Source organism: Desulfovibrio subterraneus (assembly GCF_013340285.1).
In the GTDB taxonomy this organism is placed as follows: domain Bacteria; phylum Desulfobacterota; class Desulfovibrionia; order Desulfovibrionales; family Desulfovibrionaceae; genus Halodesulfovibrio; species Halodesulfovibrio subterraneus.
Genome location: NZ_BLVO01000013.1, coordinates 460,978 through 479,134, shown reverse-complemented (window position 1 = coordinate 479,134; position 18,157 = coordinate 460,978). Strand labels below are relative to the sequence as shown.

The following is an 18,157-nucleotide window of genomic DNA, read 5'->3' as shown; positions in this document are numbered from 1 at the left end:
TGCCGGCGTGACTAGCGCGCCCGCCGGGAATGGTCTGAATGGCATGACTGGCATCTCGGCATTTTCGGGCAGAATACGCTGTTGCCGTTCGTGTGCCTAGCTCAATGCACCATACGGACCAGACAATCAACCCGCAGCAAAGCCGGAATTGCCTCCCGAAATGCCGCATGGCATTGAAAATACAGGCAGCATGCCAATGTTCACTTTTTCGGAACATCGACAATTTATCCCCGCAACTTCCCATGCCCGCCCACGCTGCGCCTTTACAAGTCATGACTGATTGCACAAACAATTTCGGACATTGGCAAGCTTCATGCAACAGAGTATTGTACTTACCTGTGGAGGAAGCATGTCCAACACCACCCCGCCAAATACACCGCGGAACGGGAAAAACCGAAACGGCAGGAGCCAGCGCAGGCAAGGCATCCTCAAACGACTGCCCGGCCAGCTCTGGGGCTTCGGCTTTGCCGTTCTCGTCATCCTGTTTATCGCGGCGTCTGCCTTCAACCTTCTGCCGCTGCGGCAGATATGGAAGGACCCGCTCAACTTCGAGGAGCGTGTGTGGCTGACCGAGCACAACAAGCCCATTGTCGTGGCTGCCACGCCCGCATCCCGTCCGCTTGAGTATCTGGACGAACATGGCGAATATCTCGGTATGGTGGCCGACTACATGCACCTGCTGGAAGAACGCCTGCACGTGAAGTTCAAGCTCGTCGAGCCGGACAACATGAACCAGCTCCTCGAAATGGCAAAAAACCGCGAGATAGACATGATCGCCGGTTTTGCAGGCAACCCCGCACGCATAGATTACATGCAGTTCACCAAGCCATATCTTGAGCTGCCCACCGTCATTCTGGTCAACAAGAGCCAGAAGGAATTCCTCACGCTGGAAACCATGCGCGACAAGGGCATGGAACTGGCGCTGCCCAAGGAATATGCGGTAATAGACTACATCCACAAATATTATCCGGACATACACATACAGCCGGTTTACAACTACCTTGCCGCCCTGCTGCACGTCTCGTTTGACGAGATTGATGCAACCATCATCTCGTTGCCGCAGGCCAGCTACTTCATTGAAGACAAGGGCATAACCAACCTGCGCGTGGCCGGACATACGGAATTTGCCATCTACAACCGCATTGCCGTGCGCTCAGACTGGCCCATTCTTGCGCGTATCATGCAAAAAGGGCTGGATACCATAACCCCGGCCGAGCAGAGCACCATCTACAGGCGCTGGGTACGGCTCGATCAGAACTACATATCCTTCTTCCTGCAGAACAAGCGTTTCTGGTTCTACATGGCAGGCGGCGTGCTCTTCGTGGTGCTGACCTTTGTTTCCATCATCATGTGGAACCGCACCCTGCAACGGCGGGTGCAGCAGCGCACCGAGGAGCTCAAGAAGGAGCTCAAGGACCGCATGCGCATGCTGGCCGCCATGGAGCAGACCGAAGACGGCATATTCATTCTGGATACACAGGGATACGTGGAATACACCAACCCCTCGTTTCAGGCCATGACCGGCTATTCGGAAACTGAACTCAAGGGCAAGCACATTGCCATGGTCCGCAGCGACAAGCATAATGAAGAGTTCTACCGCCACATATGGGACAACATAGGCAAAGGCGAGGTATGGCGCGGCCAGACCACCTACAAGCGCAAGAACGGCTCATTGCTTGAAGGCGACCTTTCCATCACCCCCGTGCTCGACGACGAGGGCAAGGTCATCAATATTGTGGAAGTGGTGCGAGACATCACCGAAAAGCTGCGCATGGAAACCCGCATGCGCCAGAGCCAGAAGATGGAGGAACTCGGCACCCTCGCAGGGGGCATAGCCCACGACTTCAACAACATCATTGCCGCCATATCCGGGTACGCCGAGCTCGCCCAGCCCTCGGTGCCCGCAGAGAGCCGCGCCGCGAGCAATCTTGACCGTATCCGCAAGGTCGCCGCGCGGGCGCGCGAAATGGTGAACCAGATTCTGGTGTTCTCGCGCCGCCGCGAACCGGAACGCCGCCGCGTGGAGCTGGAACCGCTCATCCACGAAGTGCTCAACCTGCTGCGCACCTCTCTGCCCTCCACCATCACCATAGAGGCGGACCTGCAGGCAAACGGCACCCTCATGGCCGACCCCAGCCAGATTCACCAGATCATCATGAACCTTGGCACCAACGCGGCCTATGCCATGCGTGAATCAGGCGGCGTGCTGCAGGTGAGCACCCGTTACCGCGACCTGGCCGAGCGGGATATTGCCCCCACCAGCCAGCTGCACCCCGGCAGATACATACAGCTTGAGGTGGCCGACTCCGGCTGCGGTGTTCCCTCTGAACTGCTGAACCGTATTTTCGACCCCTTCTTCACCACCAAGCCGCAGGGCGAAGGCACGGGCATGGGCCTTGCCATGGTGCACGGCATCGTGGGCAGCATGGGCGGCGAAATCACGGCCCGCAGCGAACTGGGAGAAGGTGCCACCTTCACCCTGCTTCTGCCCCTTGCCGGAAAGGCAAAGCAGGAAGAAGCGGGAGAAGAGGAAGCAGCCGTTACGGGTCAGGGACGCATCTTGCTGGTGGACGACGAGGAAGACCTTGTGGCCATAAACACCCAGCTTCTTGAAGATCTCGGCTACAAGGTCACGGGGCTCACCGACAGCCGCACCGCGCTGAAGGCTGTTGCCTCCACGCCGGATGCCTTTGACCTGATCGTCACGGACCAGACCATGCCCGGCCTCACGGGGGCCAAACTGGCAGAAGCTGTGTATGCCATACGCCCCGACCTGCCGGTCATCCTCTGCACCGGCTACTCGGAGGTGCTGCGCTCCATCCGCGAGGGACAGCACGGCATACGCAAGATCATGCTCAAACCCTTTGAACTGGCCGAATTTTCCCGCATTGTCCGGGAAGTGCTGGACAACTGAGTCCGGCTGCCGCATCCAAAATAAAAAGGCCGGAAGCAGAACGCTTCCGGCCGTTTTCATCTTCACTGACAGGCGCTGGAACTACGCCATCTACATTCCGCCTTTCACTTCCTTTACCGTGGACATGGCAGTGGCAATAACACCCGCCACGTCTGCAACGTTCGCAGGCATGAGCACGGTATTGGTTTCCTTGGCAAGGTTACCAAATTCCCTGATGTACTGTTCGGCAAGGCGCATGTTCAGTGCCTCTATACCACCGTCGGATTTGACGGCATCCGCCACCAGAAGAATACCCTGCGCAGTTGCCCCGGCAACCAGTTCAATACGCTTGGCATCGGCCTCGGCAACCAGTCGCACCTGCGCGGCCTTGCCTTCTGCTTCGTTTATCTGCTTCTGCTTCTCACCTTCGGACTGGTTGATCATGCTCTGACGCAGCCCCTCGGATGTGGCAATATTGGCGCGCTTCTGACGTTCCGCCGTCATCTGGGCTTCCATGGCTTCCTTCACGGACAGGGGCGGCGTTATGTCCTTGATCTCGTAACGCAGCACCTTCACGCCCCAGGTCATTGCCGCCTGGTCAATGGCGTCTATGACCTCGTTGTTGATCTTTTCGCGCTCCTCAAAGGTCTTGTCGAGATCGATCTTGCCGATGGCGGAACGCAGCGTGGTCTGTGCGAGCTGCGATGCGGCACGCAGATAATTGTCTATGCCGTAAGCCGATTTAAAAGCGTCCTGCACCTCAAGATAGATGATGCCGTCAACCTCAACGCTGACGTTATCCTTGGTAATGCAGATCTGCGCAGGCACATCAATCACCTCTTCCTTCAGGCTGAAGGAGTAGGCGATGCGATCCACGAACGGGATAAGCACGTGAAAACCCGCTTCAAGGGTACGGCTGTACTTGCCGAGACGTTCCATAATGGCTGCCGTTTTCTGCGGCACGATGACCGCTCCTTTAATAAGGACGACGACCAGCAACACCGCTAAGGCAATAAGGGCTATGGCTGCAGGACTCAGCATCGGGTATTCTCCGTTTGGTGTTATGTGTGACAGCCGCTACGGGACCGGCTGGGGGGATGACGAAAGTATCATGGTGCAGGCTTCGTTCGCGCACCGTCCGTCTTGTGGCAGACACAGTCCGCCACAGAGTGTGCATTATTCCTGACGGACAGGTACCACGCGCAGACATGCCTTGTTGGCTTTATCCACGCCCGAAATCTGCGCCTCGGCACCGACTTTCAAAGGCTCCTCGGCAACAGCGGACCAGAGTGTGCCACGAAAGCGCACCCTGCCCTCTCTGCCGGGAAGAATCTCCTGTTCCACAATGACGTGAGCCCCCACGGGGACATTGCCGGTATCCTCATCAGAGGCACCTTCGCTGCGGCCCACAAAAATGCGCACTGCGGCCTTGCGCAACGTGAGCAGCGAAATCAGCGAAACCAGCATGAACACGGCAATCTGGGCAGTAAGGGCGCCGGGGAACCACACAGCCGTAAGCGCTGCGGCCCAACAACCGACGCCGAAGAATATTATGACGAATCCCGGGATTCCCAGTTCGGCCAGCATGATGATCACACCGGCCAGAAACCAGATAAGCCACGGCGAAAGGAATTCAGGCATCGGAAACGCTCCTTGCGGGGTCGGAAGGGATCAAACAGGGGACCTGTTACAAAACTCTTTGCAATTCCTATAAGTATATACAGCCAGCCGATAAAGACAATAGCAGGAATCGCCTCATCAGCTACTTGAGAACGTTGCCGCAGCAGGAAAACAGACAGAACAGTCGTTCCTGCTGCTTCACCAACCGGCGCATCGTGAACAGGCAATCATGTGAATACACAGACGGGAAGTCACAACCACCTTTCCTCTTCGCGGCTTCGACCTGAAGCAGCGGGCAAAACCGCACGGCCCTGCCAGAAAGCGGATGATAATAATCCGTTCGGGGCAAAGTTCCCCTATCGGCCCCTCTTACACAACCGATATAGGAAACATGAATGCGCCACATGTCAGCCTGAGCATCATCATAACCAACCACAACTACGGGTCATATTTGCCCCGTCTTTTTGATGCGCTCAACCGGCAGACGCATCCTCTGGACGATACTGAAATAATTCTGGTGGATGACGGCAGTACGGACGATTCCGTTCCCACCGCAGAGGCGCTGGGCAAGGAACTCAACTGTGCCCGGTTCATGCTGCTGCATGCCGGTGGCAAAGGGCACCCTGCTCCGGTGCGCAACAAGGGGCTTGCCAGAGCCAAGGGCGCCCTCTTGTTCGCCATGGATGCGGACGATCTGATCGATGCGGAATTTCTTCGGGCCTGTCGGGAGATGCTGGACTATCGTCCCTCCGTGGACCTTGTCTACACGGCTCAGAAGATCGTTCACGAAGACGGGCACATACCTCCGCAGACCATTCTGCTGCCCTGTACCACTCCCCATCTGCTTTCATGGCAGAACGTGGTTACGTCTCCGGCTGTCTTCCGCCGCAAGGTTTGGGAGAATAGTCAAGGGTTTCGCCGTGATACCATGTATGAGGACTGGGATTTCTGGGTGCAGGCTGCGGCTGCGGGCTTCCGGTTCGGGCGGATAGAATCTGCCCTTTTCACGTACTGGAAGCACGGGGCAAGCTTCACGTCCCAAGCCGTGGAAAACGATCGTATGTCCAAGGTTCGCATCGTAGTCGACAATCCTGCCCTGTTTCATATTTCCGTGCGCAAATGGGCATCGCTCGTACTGTCAGGCCATAGCGTGGAATCGTTCCCCCGCGGCATCATCCCGCTGCCTCAGGACGCCATGGCCCTTCTGGCCAACCATACGCTGAGCGCAATGACCGATCCGACCGGCCCGACTGGCCAGCCACCCGCCGCAATGGCGGCACGACGCCACGACTTTGCATGACGGGAAGGAAAACCCGCTCCATGCGCACACTGCGCCCAGTCACCCAGGTGCGGCTAGTATCCGATACTCCACCCGCACCACGCAGAAAGGCCCGCTCCAGCAAGCGGGCCTTCATTTTTTGCATGTAGGAACTGTTTAAGCCCGCTGCACCTGGCCGTGCACCACGCGGGTCAGCTCTGCTTCTCCCCTGGCGGCGTAGGTCTCGTAAAGAGACATGATCGACACCTGAGAGAACACATAGTTGCGGAACCTGTTGAACATGGCCGCATCATCAGCCTTGATGCCGTAATCGCGCTGAGCAATGGTCTGCACGACAGGAATGATCCACTGTGCAGCCGGAACGGTAAGCACCCAGTCATGGTCGCCGAGATGGCAGACAAACCCTTCCTGCCGTCTGGGCAGGGGCAGAGTCTTGCCGCCCTTTTCAAGCAGGCCGTACTGCACGGGGTCTATGCCGTTGAGAATGGCAGCCGCCTTCAGCCAGCCCACCACCTGCACCTCATCTTCCGGCGTGCGGGGGTGGTTGTGCGCACAGGCCTGCGCAACAATGACATCGGCAGGCAGCCCTCTGGCAATGGATTCGGCAACACCGAGCGTGTGGTGCTCGCCGGTTCCGGCCAGCTTCAATTCCGTGCGCGACTCGCCGTTTGCCTGCCACTGAAAAACCCACGGTTTGTGCAGATCGTGAAGCAACTGGGAAGCAATGACCACGTCGCGGTCCAGCCCGTAGCCATACACATCAAGGTAGCCGTCGGCCAGTGCCTTGGATACGCGCACGTTCAGGTCCGTATGCGTGGCCAGTCCGCCGGGATAGGCATGGTGGCTCTGGTACCCGCTGCCGGGAGCCGCGTAAAACGGCTGGCTGGCCTTGGAAGCATCCTTGACCGGCGGCAGAAAGTCCTGCTCGCTCACGCCCTCGAGGAGTTTTTCGGCAACCAGTTCCTTGTGAATGGACTTCTTTTCCGAAGCGCCGATGCGCTTCATGAGGGTGGGCGCAGGATTCTCAAGAATGGCAGTCACCTGTCGGCGAAGTGCGGGGTTACGGATTTCCGCAGCCTGACTGCGCACGCTTTCCCACGAGGCCATGGCAGGGCCGGAGGCCTCTGCCATCTGCACGGGGCTCATTTCCCGCAGCGCTTCAAGGGATATTCTGGACGGTGCAGCACCTGCAGCAAGCGGTCTGGTTCCGACAAGGGCGAGTGCCCCCGCAACCGCGCCCAATTTCAACAATTCTCTACGCTCAAGATTGATCATATACCTTACCTTTCCTGTTGTTATCATTCATGAGATCATGAAACATGAGAGGAAGATACATGCCCGCCCATCCTGCCCTGTCACAATACGCGCACATTCGCGTGACTGTTCACGCACATTACTGCTGCGAACACCGGCAACAGGGCGGGTAACTACACATATCCCGTATCCCGTTGCCTTGCAGGGCTTTATTTTGACGTGACACACAGGCCGGGAGTATAGTAGGCCGCGCACGGGCAGACAGTAATGCCCGCTCCTGCCAGAACAGCATTTACAGAGAGATATCCATGAAGCCTGTTACCGTGGAAATTAAGATAGATCCCGACCGGATTAACACCCCCCAAGCCATTCGCAAGGCCGCGCTGAGCAAAGCGGGCATGCAGGACAACCCTAACCTGTATACACGGGTCACGCGCCGGTCCATTGATGCCCGCTCCAGACGGCCGCAATTCGTACTGCAGGTGGTTATCGCCCCGCAGGAATTTGCGGAAACGGAAGGCCCCTTCTTCCGCCCTGCTCCGCTCAAAGGCCGCAGGGTTGCCATAATCGGGGCCGGACCCGCAGGCTACGTGGCTGCCCTCACCCTGCTTGAACACGGCATCCAGCCCATTGTTCTGGAACGCGGCAAGGATGTGAATGCCCGCCGCAAGGACCTGAAGCCCCTGTTCACAACCGGAGCGGTCAACCCCCATTCCAACTACTGTTTCGGCGAAGGGGGCGCAGGCACCTATTCCGACGGCAAGCTGTATACACGGGCCACCAAACGCGGCGACGTGGGGCGCATTCTCGACCTGCTCATAGAGCACGGCGCATCGCCGGATATACGCATAGACGCCCATCCGCATCTCGGGTCCAACATGCTGCCGCGCATTGTGCGGCGCATACGCGAAGCCATTGAGGGTGCAGGCGGCGAAATACACTTCGACACCCACGTGACCGACCTTGTGCTCAAAGACGGGCAGGTCCGCGGAGCCGTTCTTGCTGACGGAGCAACTGTGGACGCCGATGCCGTCATTCTGGCCACAGGCCATTCCGCGCGCGATGTCTTCCACATGCTGCACACACGGGGCATAGCCATAGAGGCCAAGCCCTTTGCACTCGGGGTACGCATAGAACACCCGCAGGAGCTGATAGACGGTATTTTCTACCACCAGTCGCCGAGGCACACCAACCTCCCTGCTGCCAGCTACCGCATCACCCAGCAGGTGCAGGATCGGGGGGTATTCTCCTTCTGCATGTGTCCGGGCGGCTTTGTGGTGCCTGCCTCCACCGCCCCCGGCGAACTGGTGCTGAACGGCATGAGCCTTGCCGCGCGCAATGCTCCCTTTGCCAACGCAGGGCTGGTGGTGGAAATACGGCTCGAGGATATCGGCGGCGCAGATAACCCGCTGAGCGCGCTGGAATTTCAGGCATCCGTTGAACGCGCCATGTTCGCTGCGGGAGACGGGACGAGCCAGAAGGCTCCGGCGCAGATGGTGGGCGACTTCATCAAGGGACGCGTTTCTTCTGCCCTGCCCAAATCTTCGTATATTCCCGGAATCTACTCAGCTCCCCTGCATGAACTGCTGCCCGAGGGCGTTGCCAGACGGCTGCGCGCCTCGCTGCCGCTCTTCGGCAAGAAGTACAAGGGCTATGATTCCGGCGAGGCCAAGGTGCTTGCTGTAGAATCGCGCACCAGTTCCCCTGTCCGCATTCCGCGTGACAAGGAAACGCTGGAACACCCTTCAGCCAAGCGTCTTTTCCCCTGCGGTGAAGGGGCAGGCTACGCGGGAGGCATAATCTCCGCAGCCATGGACGGCGAACGGGTAGCGTCTGCCGTGGCAGCCATCATCGGCTGATCGTCCTCGTCGGGCGCCACAAAGAGAATCCGCAATAATAAGCGGCTGCCGCCCATGGCGACAGCCGCTTTTCATTTTCACTTCCGGTTCCGCATCACGCCAACGTCGTCACAGTGCCCCTTTTTGCGGGGTTTCCGCCAGATGAGGCTTCCATCAGGTGAGGCTTCTGTCAGGTGAGGCTTCCGTCAGGCGGAGATTCCGTTACGAACCGACACGTACTACCATCACGGGAGTTTCGCATTTGGCGAGCACCCCCTGAGCAACGCTACCCATGAGCAGGCCACCTATGCGGCCGTGTCCCTGAGTACCCATGACAACAAGATCGACACGCCGAGCTTCGTCAACAATCTCTTCAACAGCTCTGCCATTCCGGACAATCAGATGATCCGGCCCGACAGGGGAAGCGCCGAATTTCAGACAGGCTTCACGTACCTGCTTTTCAAGTTCCTTCTTTGCGCCTTCTGCCCGGCTTTTCTTGAATGCTTCCCACATTTCCTTGTCAAAGTCGGGGGTAAAGTCAAAGCCGGCTGCAAGCCCATATTCCTGAGGCAGTTCAGGAACCACATGCAACACGGTCAACTCGGCACCGTGCTTTTCAGCCACACTCAATGCAAAGCCGAAAGCATGCGTAGCAGCAGAGGACAGGTCTGTTGCGTACAATACCTTCTTGATAGTCGGTAACATGGTACACCTCCTTATGGACAACCTGTAAACCGCACGATCAAGGCTGTGCGGACTACCTTTCCTATCCTATGTATAATCACCGCAAGGAAAATGCCCAAGTATAATCGCTAAAAATCTCCTTCGTCCCATTACGGAAAGGTGTCGCGCGCAAAAAGCCCCCTTGCGGCAGCAGTCGCAAGGGGGCCTGATACACAACAGTAAACCTGAACTACAAAATCTGGCTCAGGAAGAGCTTGGTGCGCTCATGCTGCGGATTGGTGAAGAAGTGTTCGGGCGTCCCCACTTCAAGCACCTGCCCGGCGTCCATGAAGACCACTCTGTCTGCCACTTCACGAGCAAAGCCCATTTCGTGGGTCACAACGGCCATGGTCATGCCTTCACGCGCAAGGTTCTGCATAACATCGAGCACTTCGCCCACCATTTCAGGGTCCAGTGCAGAGGTCGGCTCGTCAAAAAGCATCACTTTGGGAGCCATGGCAAGAGAACGCGCTATGGCCACACGCTGTTGCTGCCCGCCGGAAAGCTGGTCGGGATACACCCTGTGCTTTTCCGCAATGCCGACCTTGCCGAGCAATTCCATGCCTCTGGCTTCCGCATCCTTGCGGGAGCGCTTGCGCACGGTCATCTGTGCCATCACCACGTTCTCGAGCACGGTCATGTGCGGGAACAGGTTGAACGACTGGAACACCATGCCCACTTCGGCGCGCACCTTGTTTATGTCGCACTTCGGATCAAGAATGTCCTCACCGTCCACGTAAATCTCGCCGGAATCGGCGTATTCCAGACGGTTGAGGCACCGCAGAAAGGTGGACTTACCGGAGCCCGAAGGACCGATGACAACCACCACCTCGCCGGATGCGATCTGCAGCGACACATCACGCAGGGCATGAAGCTTGTCGGGGGTATAGAAGAATTTGTTTACATTGACTGCATTGATCATCGCAGGGCTCTCCTTTCAAGCTGCTGAATCAGAAGCGAGAGAGTGAAGGTCAGCACCAGATACAGCACGGCACAGAGAATCCAGAGCTCAAAGGGCTGCAGAGAGGAGCTTACGACTTCGCGGGTCGCCTTGGTCAGTTCGCGCACGGCGATGACGCCGAGCAGAGAAGAGTCCTTCACAAGGCTGATGAACTGGCCTGCAAGCGGCGGCAGAATACGGCGGAAGGCCTGCGGAAGAATGATCCTGCGCATGGCCTGACTGTAGTTCAGTCCCAGCGAACGGGCGGCTTCCATCTGCCCGCGGTGCACGGACTGGATACCGGCACGCACGATTTCCGCCACATAGGCACCGGTGAATATGGCAAGTGCCAGCACGCCGTACCACAGGGGGGGCATAACGCCGAGGCCGATGCTCTGCAGCACACCGTTGATGAGCGTGCCCGCGACGAAATACCAGAGAAAAATCTGCACCAGCAGAGGGGAGCCGCGGATAAGTTCAATATAGGTAATGGCAGACCAACGCAGCGCCGGGTTGGCGGAAATACGGCACAATCCGGTAAGCACACCGAGAACAATACCGAAGATGATGGCAATGAAGCTGACCTTCAGCGTTATCCACAACCCTTCAAGCAGCACACCGGGCTTGGACTGATGGTACGAGGCAATGGAATCGCCCATATACACGAAGTCACCTTCGGACAGATGCACTTCGGCATCGGCCGGCATAACCCGCTGCACTTCGCCGCTGTTGGTCTTGATGGTCAGCGTGACGCCAGTCGCATCCCGCTTGATGGAGAGCAGATCACCTTCCGACTCCGCACGGACATCCACGTCCTGCTTGAGCCAGAAGTACTGTGGCACGCGCTCCCAGCGCCAGACATATTCCACCGCGCTGGAAGCCATGTAGACGAAGTACATGAAGCCAGCCAGCAGCACCAGAAACACGGTTTTCCAGAACAGGAAGTAGCCCGGTCCCTTGGGGCGGTCCAATCCAACGTGTCGACTCATTTAGTAGTCCCCTACTTACGCTATCTAAAACTGGTTAAGGCCCCACGCACTGGACCTTTCCCGGCTTCGGCCCGGACCGCGTCCCACATGCCGCAACGCGGCCCGGGTCGAAAACAGGATCATCAAAATGCGCATAGGGCCGGATGGCGTTCCATCCGGCCCCAATGCGCTGGATTACCTTACTTTACCTGAGACTGCCATTCGTCGGAACGCAGCCACTTGTCATACATGCGCTCATAACGACCGTCGTTCTTGATCTGACGGAGGAAGTTGTTCAGGAAATTCAGGAAGTCGGGATCACCCTGCTTGAGGCCGATGGCCATGGGCTCAAAGGTGAAAGGCTCGTTGAGCAGGAAGGTCTTGTCCTTGCCCTGCTGCTTCTGGAACACTTCGTTCACGGGCAGGTCGTATACGAAAGCGTCTGCACGGCCGTTGATAACTTCAAGGGCGCAGTCAACTTCCTTTTCGAAAGACTTGTAAGTGGCCTTGGGGATGTAACGCTTGGTGGCTTCTTCACCGGTGGTGCCCATACGGGAGATCACGATGAACTTGGGATCGTTCAGCTGCTTGTAAGAGGTGATCTTGCCCTTGTGCTTTGCATTCACCAGAACGGTCTGCCCCATGATGATGTAGGGATCGCTAAAGCCGATCTTCAGGTTACGTTCCTGAGTCAGGGTCATGCCGGAGATGATGATGTCGAACTTGTCGGCCAGCAGGGAAGGAACCATGCCGTCGAAATCGGTGTTCACGGGCACGAACTTCACGCCCATTGCCTTGGCAAGTTCCTTGCCGAGGTCAACGTCAAACCCGATGTACTTGCCGTTCTTGTCGGTCATTTCAAAGGGCGGGTAGCCTGCGTCAAAGCCTACGCGCAGTTCGCCGCGCTTCAGAACTTCGCTGATGGTGGACTTCTTGGCCAGTTCGATATCCGCAGCGGCTGCGGGCAGAGCGATCATGGCTACGAGCAGGGCCAGAATCAGAGCCTTCAGAAATTTCATGCGTTTCCTCCAAATCCCGTTGATTGTCAGGGATGCCGTTGCATCCAACTCCCTAGTACTTCCCTTCAGTGAGAACTTCCTTGATGATCATTTCGCGCTTGCAGTCCTCGCACGTGGGCATGGACTCTTCGGGCACAGCAATAATCTGGGTCCGTCTGCACTTGGGGCACATGACCTCTACAAATTCACGCTTATAGCGATCAGACATAGCATTACCCTTGGTCATAAAACGCTCCTTACGCACATTATAGTCCTTGCCGTTACGCCACATGATCGACAAGGTCGAACAGCGTATTATCTGCAAAACGGTGCAGAAATCAAGTCTGATCCGTCACCAGAGGTGGTACTAATCGATACTACTATCAAAATTGTAGATACCGCGCCTTGCGGCGGCATCATTCCTTCCATAATCGTCCGAGGTTGTACAGGGGATTAGACACTGCGGATTCATACCCTCTCACGCGGCCATATTCCAAGCAAGCTGTTGTTCAAATCTGCTCCATATTCCCCTCATGGCCCCCCCCACGGCCTCTGCCCCACGGCGGCTACGCCGCAACCTTACCAATCCGGAACCAGCGCACAAATAAGTGCCTACTGTTTCTTATCCGCAAAGCATCTATACTGTGTGCCACCTGCCCTATCAACAAACGGACTGCCCGGTCCGGCAAAGGAGAAGCATATGCTGGATTTCAAGATACATACGGAAGACTGTACCCGCTGCGGAGAATGCGCCCGCGACTGCTTTGCAAGGATTATCGAAATGGACGATGTTCCGGTAATTCGCCCTGAAAACGAGAAGAACTGCATTGAATGCCAGCATTGCCTTGCCGTCTGCAAACCCGGTGCACTCAGTATTTTCGGCAAAAACCCTGCCGCAAGTAAGCTGCTCAAAGGCAACCTGCCGGAAGCGGAAAAAATGGAAACCCTGATAATGGGACGCCGCTCCACCCGCCATTACAAGAAAGAAGGCGTTGACCCCGAGCTTATCCATCACCTTCTCACGGTTGCCTCGCATGCCCCCACGGCTGTAAATCAACGGAACACCACCTTTACCGTGGTGGACGACACAGACACCATGAACCGCCTGCGCAGGGAAATGACGGAAGCAGCCCTTGCAGCGCTGCACGAAAACCGCATTCCTGCCGGCTATGAACGTATCGGCAACTACGTTCAGGGATGCGAAGACGGCACCGACGTCATTTTCAGGACCGCACCGCACCTGCTCATTGCATCGGCGCCCGAAAAATCCCTTGCGCCCATGGCGGACTGCCATATCGCCATGAGCTATTTTGAGCTGCTGGCAAACAGCCACGGCATCGGCACGGTATGGAACGGCATTGCCCGTGCCCTGATCACGGCGGTGCTGCCCGAGTTCAAAAGCAGACTGGGCATACCCGAAGACCATCTCATTGCCTGCGCCATGTCCTTCGGCCTGCCTGCCGTACGCTACCATCGCACGGTTCAGCGCCCCGGCGCGACTATCCGTCAGGTCAAATTCTGATCCGCATCACCCCTGAGGCCCTGTTCCGGCCTTGCCACGTCGGAACAGGCCAGACTGCAGCAGTCTGCAGGATGCCCATAGCCCGTAAAAAAGCGCTCCCCGCAAGCATAAGCTTTCGGGGAGCGTTTGATTATTCTATGGCAGAGAAGTGCTAGAACGGCACGTCATCCATGCCGCTGGCTTCGGACGGGAATGCGGGACCGAGATCGTCGTCATAGTTGGGGCCGCTGTCATAGCCGCCCTGCTGGGGACGACCGCCACGACCACCCTGACCGGCCTGACCGGCCCCCTGACCACCGCCCTGTCCGCCCTGATTGGCGAAGGAACGACGCTCGCCGCCACCGGCAGAAGCAGCCGGCTGGGCACCTTCTCCACGGCGGTCAAGGAACTGCACGCGCTGCGCCTTGATTTCCGTGGTGTAACGGGTCTGCCCCTGCTGATCCTGCCACTGGCGGGTCTGCAGGCTGCCTTCAATATACACGAGGCTGCCCTTGGCAAGGTAGTTGGCGCAGTTTTCGGCCTGTCGCTGAAAGACAACCACACGGTGCCATTCGGCGCGGTCCACACGGTTACCCTCGCGGTCGGTATAGGATTCGTCCGTCGCCACGTTAAAGCTGGCGATGGGCGTGCCGTTGCCCGCGTAGCGCAACTCCGGATCTGCGCCAAGACGCCCGATGATCATCACTTTATTCAGCATGAGAATGGCTCCTTACAATTCATTTGTTCAATCCGCACCCCTTAGCAGGCAGCGCGGATTGAGCAGACTACGCTTTGGGCAGGACTTTTTCAAGACCTGACAGCGCGTCTTCGATCGCATCGGTCAGCTTGTTGGCCCGGGCGGGGTCCCAGTCCGCAAGCGCCTCATCAAGCTCCTTTCTGAGCCCGGCAAGCTGCTGCAGCCTTTCTCCCGTCAGTTCCTTCACCTCGTCCGACCAGTCCGCGAAGCGGTGTGCATCCACAAGGGTGTCAATCAGTTCAACCACGCCCTGCTTTGCCACATAGACGGCATCATCGTCGGGCCACGCCAGGCGGTGCAGGCGGGGCCATTCCCGCAGCACGTCGTCCTCGTCATATGTGGTTGCCCACACCCGAACTTGCAAAACCTTACCCATAGCGACCTCCGCTAGTCCTGTTCAACCCATTCGGTCTGCACGCGGATGACCACGTCCTCAATCAGACCAACCTGATCGGGCGGGCAAACGCCTATAAGCGGCGCACCGGCATCCACGTTCTCGTTGTGCTGAAAGTACACGGCGTAAATAACACCTTCGGGACCGGAATAGGAGAGTGAAGCCTCGCGCTTCATACGCGACATGATGAACAGTTCCTGCCCGTCATGCACGGTAACGGCCTTGGGGCCGGAAGCCTTGATCTTCTTGTCCGCATCGGGCGCGAAGTAATACTTGGCGCGCTCGGGCGCGTTGAAGAGGAACAGCGCCTTCTTCAGAATGATGCCAAGCACCTCGTCCTTGGAAAGGTAGTGGCGCAGCTGCATGAGGGGCGTTCCGGCTTCCACGAAGGCACCTTCAAGCTCCCTGTACACCTTCGAAACAATACCCTTCTCGGTTGCGACGATGGTCTTCTTGTTGTGCTCGCGTTCAATGGTGGCGAGTCTGGTGCCGGGAATCTCTTTCCACATTCCGGTGGGGCCGATGACACGCGCCCCTTCTTCCAGTCCGGCAAAGCTCACCACGCCGGTGTGGGGAGCGGTAATCACGAGCTCCTCGTAGGGAGAAGCCTTAATCTCTTCAAGCAGTTTGGTAATATCCAGCATGGCTCGCTCCCTTACCTGTAGTAGAGGTTGCGCCCACCCATGGTGAGCAGCGCCTGACGCAGGTTGTTCCGTGCATCACGACGGTCCCAGATGCCCTGAATGTGGCCTCTGGAAAGCGCGCGATACGCCCGGTGGTAATCCGGGGGAATATCCATACCCGTGGTCTCCTTGATAACGCCGGGACCGGCAAAACCGATGTTCGCCGAGCGGATGGAGAACTGGTACGGGGAGCAGCCGAGGAAGCTGGCCAGCGGGCCTGCATAGGAATTGGTGTCGTACAGAACGAGGTACAGACCACCGGCATCAATATAGCGGCGCACGGCCATGGTGCAGCGCGGCATCTGGATAACGCCGTTCACACCTTCCTGAATACGGATACCGGCGGTGCCGTGCACATAGGCAAGGAAGGGGAAACGCTTCTTCTTGGCGCGCTCGGCGGCCTGAATGAACTTTTCACCTTCCGCAGCACCCACGGAACCGCCGCGGAACGGAGCAACCAGCATGGCCACGACAACCTTGATGTTGTCGATGCGAGCTTCATAGGTCATGCAGGCAGACTTGAGACCGGTGTTCTTCTTGGCCTGTTCCAGCTTCACATCCAGACCTTCAAAGCCAAGCGGGTTGGCAGATTCCACTTCGGAGTTGAACTCGAAGATGGAACCGGGATCAAAGATGTTATGCATGTACCACTGATATTCCATGGGGAAGTGGTGGCCGCAGTAGTTACACACGCCCGCAAACTCGCCGAACAGGTCGGGAGCCCACAGGTCAAGGCAGCCGTGCGTATCCGCATTGGGGCAGGATATGGCCTTGTCTTCCTTGGCGCGGCCGGAAACATAGCTCCACTGGCCGTTACGGGCCTCGTCTTCCTGATCCCACTGGGAAAGCATGGTCAGGTCGCGTTCCTTGGAGTCGTCCTTGGCCTGCACCACGGGCAGCGAGCTGGTCAGCTTGCGCCAGGGACGCAGCACTCTTTCCATAAGCACGCGGGCTTCGGCATCCACTTCTTCCACAGCATAGATGAGCTGCTTCTGATGCTTACGCCACAGATCGTACTTGAAGTAGGAATAGATGTCCCAGCCCTTGTCCCACCACCATGCCGAGAAACGGCGCAGGAAGGGACGGCGGTCGAGGAATGCCTGACGGGAAAGGCGCAGGAACTTCTTGTGACGCCGCTGCACCAGACGGTCGCGGGCGGCGGAAGAGAGGCTCCAGCGCACATAGATGTTTTCAAGATCGAGATCTTCGATGGTCTTGCCGCGACGGCGACGCAGCGCCATGGCGCGGAAAGGAGTGAAGCCCTTCACATTCAGCACCACTTCGTCGGTGGCGCGGATGACTTCCTGACGCAGCTGGCGGAAGAAGTCGTAGTGGTAGGGACGGGCACCCAGCGGAGGCTCTTCAATGGCATGGTCGATGTAGCCCATGCGCACGTTGTCTTCCGCAGTCATCTTGAGCTGTTGAGCGCACTTTTCGATAAGCTCGGAACCGGCGCGGTCGCCTGAGCGCAGGCGGCCTTCAATGGCGGCGGCACCTTCGGGAGAAATAACCGAATAGTAGCCGTGCGACAGCATGAGGCGGATATCCGCAAGGCCTATGGCTTCCGCACCGCCGGAACCACCTTCAGAGAAGACGGAGACGATGGGTACGCGAAGGGCGGACATTTCATACAGGTTCTTGGCAATCTGCTGGGCAGCACCGGGGGCATCTTCCACGGGGAAGGAGCCGGGGGTAAACACGAAGGTGTGCACGGGGATGTTCTCGGTTTCCGCAACCTTCATGTAATGCAGCGCCTTGGCGTTGCCCCACGGTTTAACAGAACCGCCGTTGCGGAATTCCTCGCCGTGGCCCTTTTCCTGCCCGATAACCATGACAGGCTGGTGATAGGTCTTCTTGCCGCTGCGACGGGTGATATAGGCGCGGGCGATGAGCATGCTGGGGTCGATGCTGTTTTCGTCCTTGCCGCCGATTTCCGTGTAGTTGTCGTACACGTTCTCGAGAATGTCGCGCAGGCATATGCGCTGCGAATGGCGCACGATGCGGACCTTGTCCATGGGGGTGAGTTCGGCTTCGAGCTTCTTTTCCACAAAGCTGAACAGATCTTCCACCGTGGCAACGGCCGCAATCTTATCCTTGTTCGGCAACGCCTGTTCGCGCTGCACAAACTCTTCAAGTCTGGTTTCAAGCAGGCGGACATTCTCCGTCTGCTTATCGCCGAAAACGTCCTTGATATACGAAAGGCGTTCGGCAAGATGCTGTATTTTCTTATCAATATCCATATTGGCACTCCCTGCGCCGCAAGGCGGAGACAGTCGATGTCGTAACGGTACCAAAGGGAGTGGCAAAAA

At 57.7% G+C, this 18,157-nt stretch carries 16 protein-coding genes; 4 read left to right on the top strand and 12 right to left on the bottom strand.

Features of this window, described 5'->3' with window-relative positions:
• Positions 1-349: 349 nt before the first annotated feature.
• Positions 350-2,914 (top strand): PAS domain S-box protein, encoded by a 2,565-nt coding sequence (locus HUV30_RS09065; protein WP_174405121.1) that lies wholly within the window; start codon positions 350-352, stop codon positions 2,912-2,914.
• Between the two features lie 90 nt (positions 2,915-3,004).
• Here the strand turns inward: HUV30_RS09065 and HUV30_RS09060 are convergent, their stop codons facing one another.
• Together HUV30_RS09060 and HUV30_RS09055 are read right to left on the bottom strand one after the other, a co-directional pair.
• On the bottom strand, positions 3,005-3,934 hold the full coding sequence (locus HUV30_RS09060) for an SPFH domain-containing protein (RefSeq protein WP_205245207.1): 930 nt from the start codon (positions 3,932-3,934) through the stop codon (positions 3,005-3,007).
• 135 nt (positions 3,935-4,069) lie between these two features.
• Positions 4,070-4,534: an NfeD family protein gene (locus HUV30_RS09055; protein WP_174405120.1), complete on the bottom strand. Its 465-nt coding sequence runs from the start codon at positions 4,532-4,534 to the stop codon at positions 4,070-4,072.
• 370 nt (positions 4,535-4,904) lie between these two features.
• Between HUV30_RS09055 and HUV30_RS09050 the strand changes: the two genes are divergently transcribed.
• Entirely contained in the window at positions 4,905-5,813 is a 909-nt protein-coding gene (locus tag HUV30_RS09050) for a glycosyltransferase family 2 protein (protein ID WP_174405119.1), read from the top strand.
• Between the two features lie 135 nt (positions 5,814-5,948).
• Here the strand turns inward: HUV30_RS09050 and HUV30_RS09045 are convergent, their stop codons facing one another.
• Positions 5,949-7,067, bottom strand: a complete 1,119-nt coding sequence (locus HUV30_RS09045) for a metal-dependent phosphohydrolase (RefSeq protein WP_174405118.1) — start codon at positions 7,065-7,067, stop codon at positions 5,949-5,951.
• Between the two features lie 287 nt (positions 7,068-7,354).
• Between HUV30_RS09045 and HUV30_RS09040 the strand changes: the two genes are divergently transcribed.
• The gene (locus HUV30_RS09040) at positions 7,355-8,905 is read left to right on the top strand and encodes an NAD(P)/FAD-dependent oxidoreductase (protein WP_174405117.1); all 1,551 of its coding nucleotides are present in this window, start codon (positions 7,355-7,357) and stop codon (positions 8,903-8,905) included.
• Between the two features lie 201 nt (positions 8,906-9,106).
• Here the strand turns inward: HUV30_RS09040 and HUV30_RS09035 are convergent, their stop codons facing one another.
• From HUV30_RS09035 to HUV30_RS09015, 5 genes are all read right to left on the bottom strand, one after another.
• The gene (locus tag HUV30_RS09035; protein ID WP_174405116.1) at positions 9,107-9,589 is read right to left on the bottom strand and encodes a universal stress protein; all 483 of its coding nucleotides are present in this window, start codon (positions 9,587-9,589) and stop codon (positions 9,107-9,109) included.
• Positions 9,590-9,797: 208 nt separating this feature from the next.
• The gene (locus HUV30_RS09030; RefSeq protein WP_174405115.1) at positions 9,798-10,529 is read right to left on the bottom strand and encodes an amino acid ABC transporter ATP-binding protein; all 732 of its coding nucleotides are present in this window, start codon (positions 10,527-10,529) and stop codon (positions 9,798-9,800) included.
• Positions 10,526-11,536, bottom strand: a complete 1,011-nt coding sequence (locus tag HUV30_RS09025; protein ID WP_174405114.1) for an amino acid ABC transporter permease — start codon at positions 11,534-11,536, stop codon at positions 10,526-10,528. The genes HUV30_RS09030 and HUV30_RS09025 overlap by 4 nt, the downstream gene beginning before the upstream one ends.
• 179 nt (positions 11,537-11,715) lie before the next feature.
• Complete coding sequence (locus tag HUV30_RS09020; protein ID WP_174405113.1) at positions 11,716-12,534, bottom strand: transporter substrate-binding domain-containing protein; 819 nt, start codon at positions 12,532-12,534, stop codon at positions 11,716-11,718.
• Positions 12,535-12,586: 52 nt separating this feature from the next.
• Positions 12,587-12,742: a hypothetical protein gene (locus HUV30_RS09015; RefSeq protein ID WP_174405112.1), complete on the bottom strand. Its 156-nt coding sequence runs from the start codon at positions 12,740-12,742 to the stop codon at positions 12,587-12,589.
• 471 nt (positions 12,743-13,213) lie between these two features.
• On the opposite strand from HUV30_RS09015, the gene HUV30_RS09010 reads away from it, so the two are divergent.
• The gene (locus HUV30_RS09010; protein WP_174405111.1) at positions 13,214-14,035 is read left to right on the top strand and encodes a nitroreductase family protein; all 822 of its coding nucleotides are present in this window, start codon (positions 13,214-13,216) and stop codon (positions 14,033-14,035) included.
• 151 nt (positions 14,036-14,186) lie between these two features.
• Here the strand turns inward: HUV30_RS09010 and HUV30_RS09005 are convergent, their stop codons facing one another.
• The 4 genes from HUV30_RS09005 to HUV30_RS08990 form a co-directional block, all read right to left on the bottom strand.
• Complete coding sequence (locus tag HUV30_RS09005; RefSeq protein ID WP_174405110.1) at positions 14,187-14,732, bottom strand: single-stranded DNA-binding protein; 546 nt, start codon at positions 14,730-14,732, stop codon at positions 14,187-14,189.
• A 67-nt stretch (positions 14,733-14,799) separates the two neighbouring features.
• The gene (locus tag HUV30_RS09000) at positions 14,800-15,147 is read right to left on the bottom strand and encodes a hypothetical protein (protein ID WP_174405109.1); all 348 of its coding nucleotides are present in this window, start codon (positions 15,145-15,147) and stop codon (positions 14,800-14,802) included.
• Between the two features lie 11 nt (positions 15,148-15,158).
• Entirely contained in the window at positions 15,159-15,809 is a 651-nt protein-coding gene (locus HUV30_RS08995) for a biotin/lipoyl attachment domain-containing protein (protein ID WP_174405108.1), read from the bottom strand.
• Positions 15,810-15,820: 11 nt separating this feature from the next.
• Complete coding sequence (locus HUV30_RS08990; RefSeq protein ID WP_174405107.1) at positions 15,821-18,088, bottom strand: carboxyl transferase domain-containing protein; 2,268 nt, start codon at positions 18,086-18,088, stop codon at positions 15,821-15,823.
• Positions 18,089-18,157: the final 69 nt, after the last annotated feature.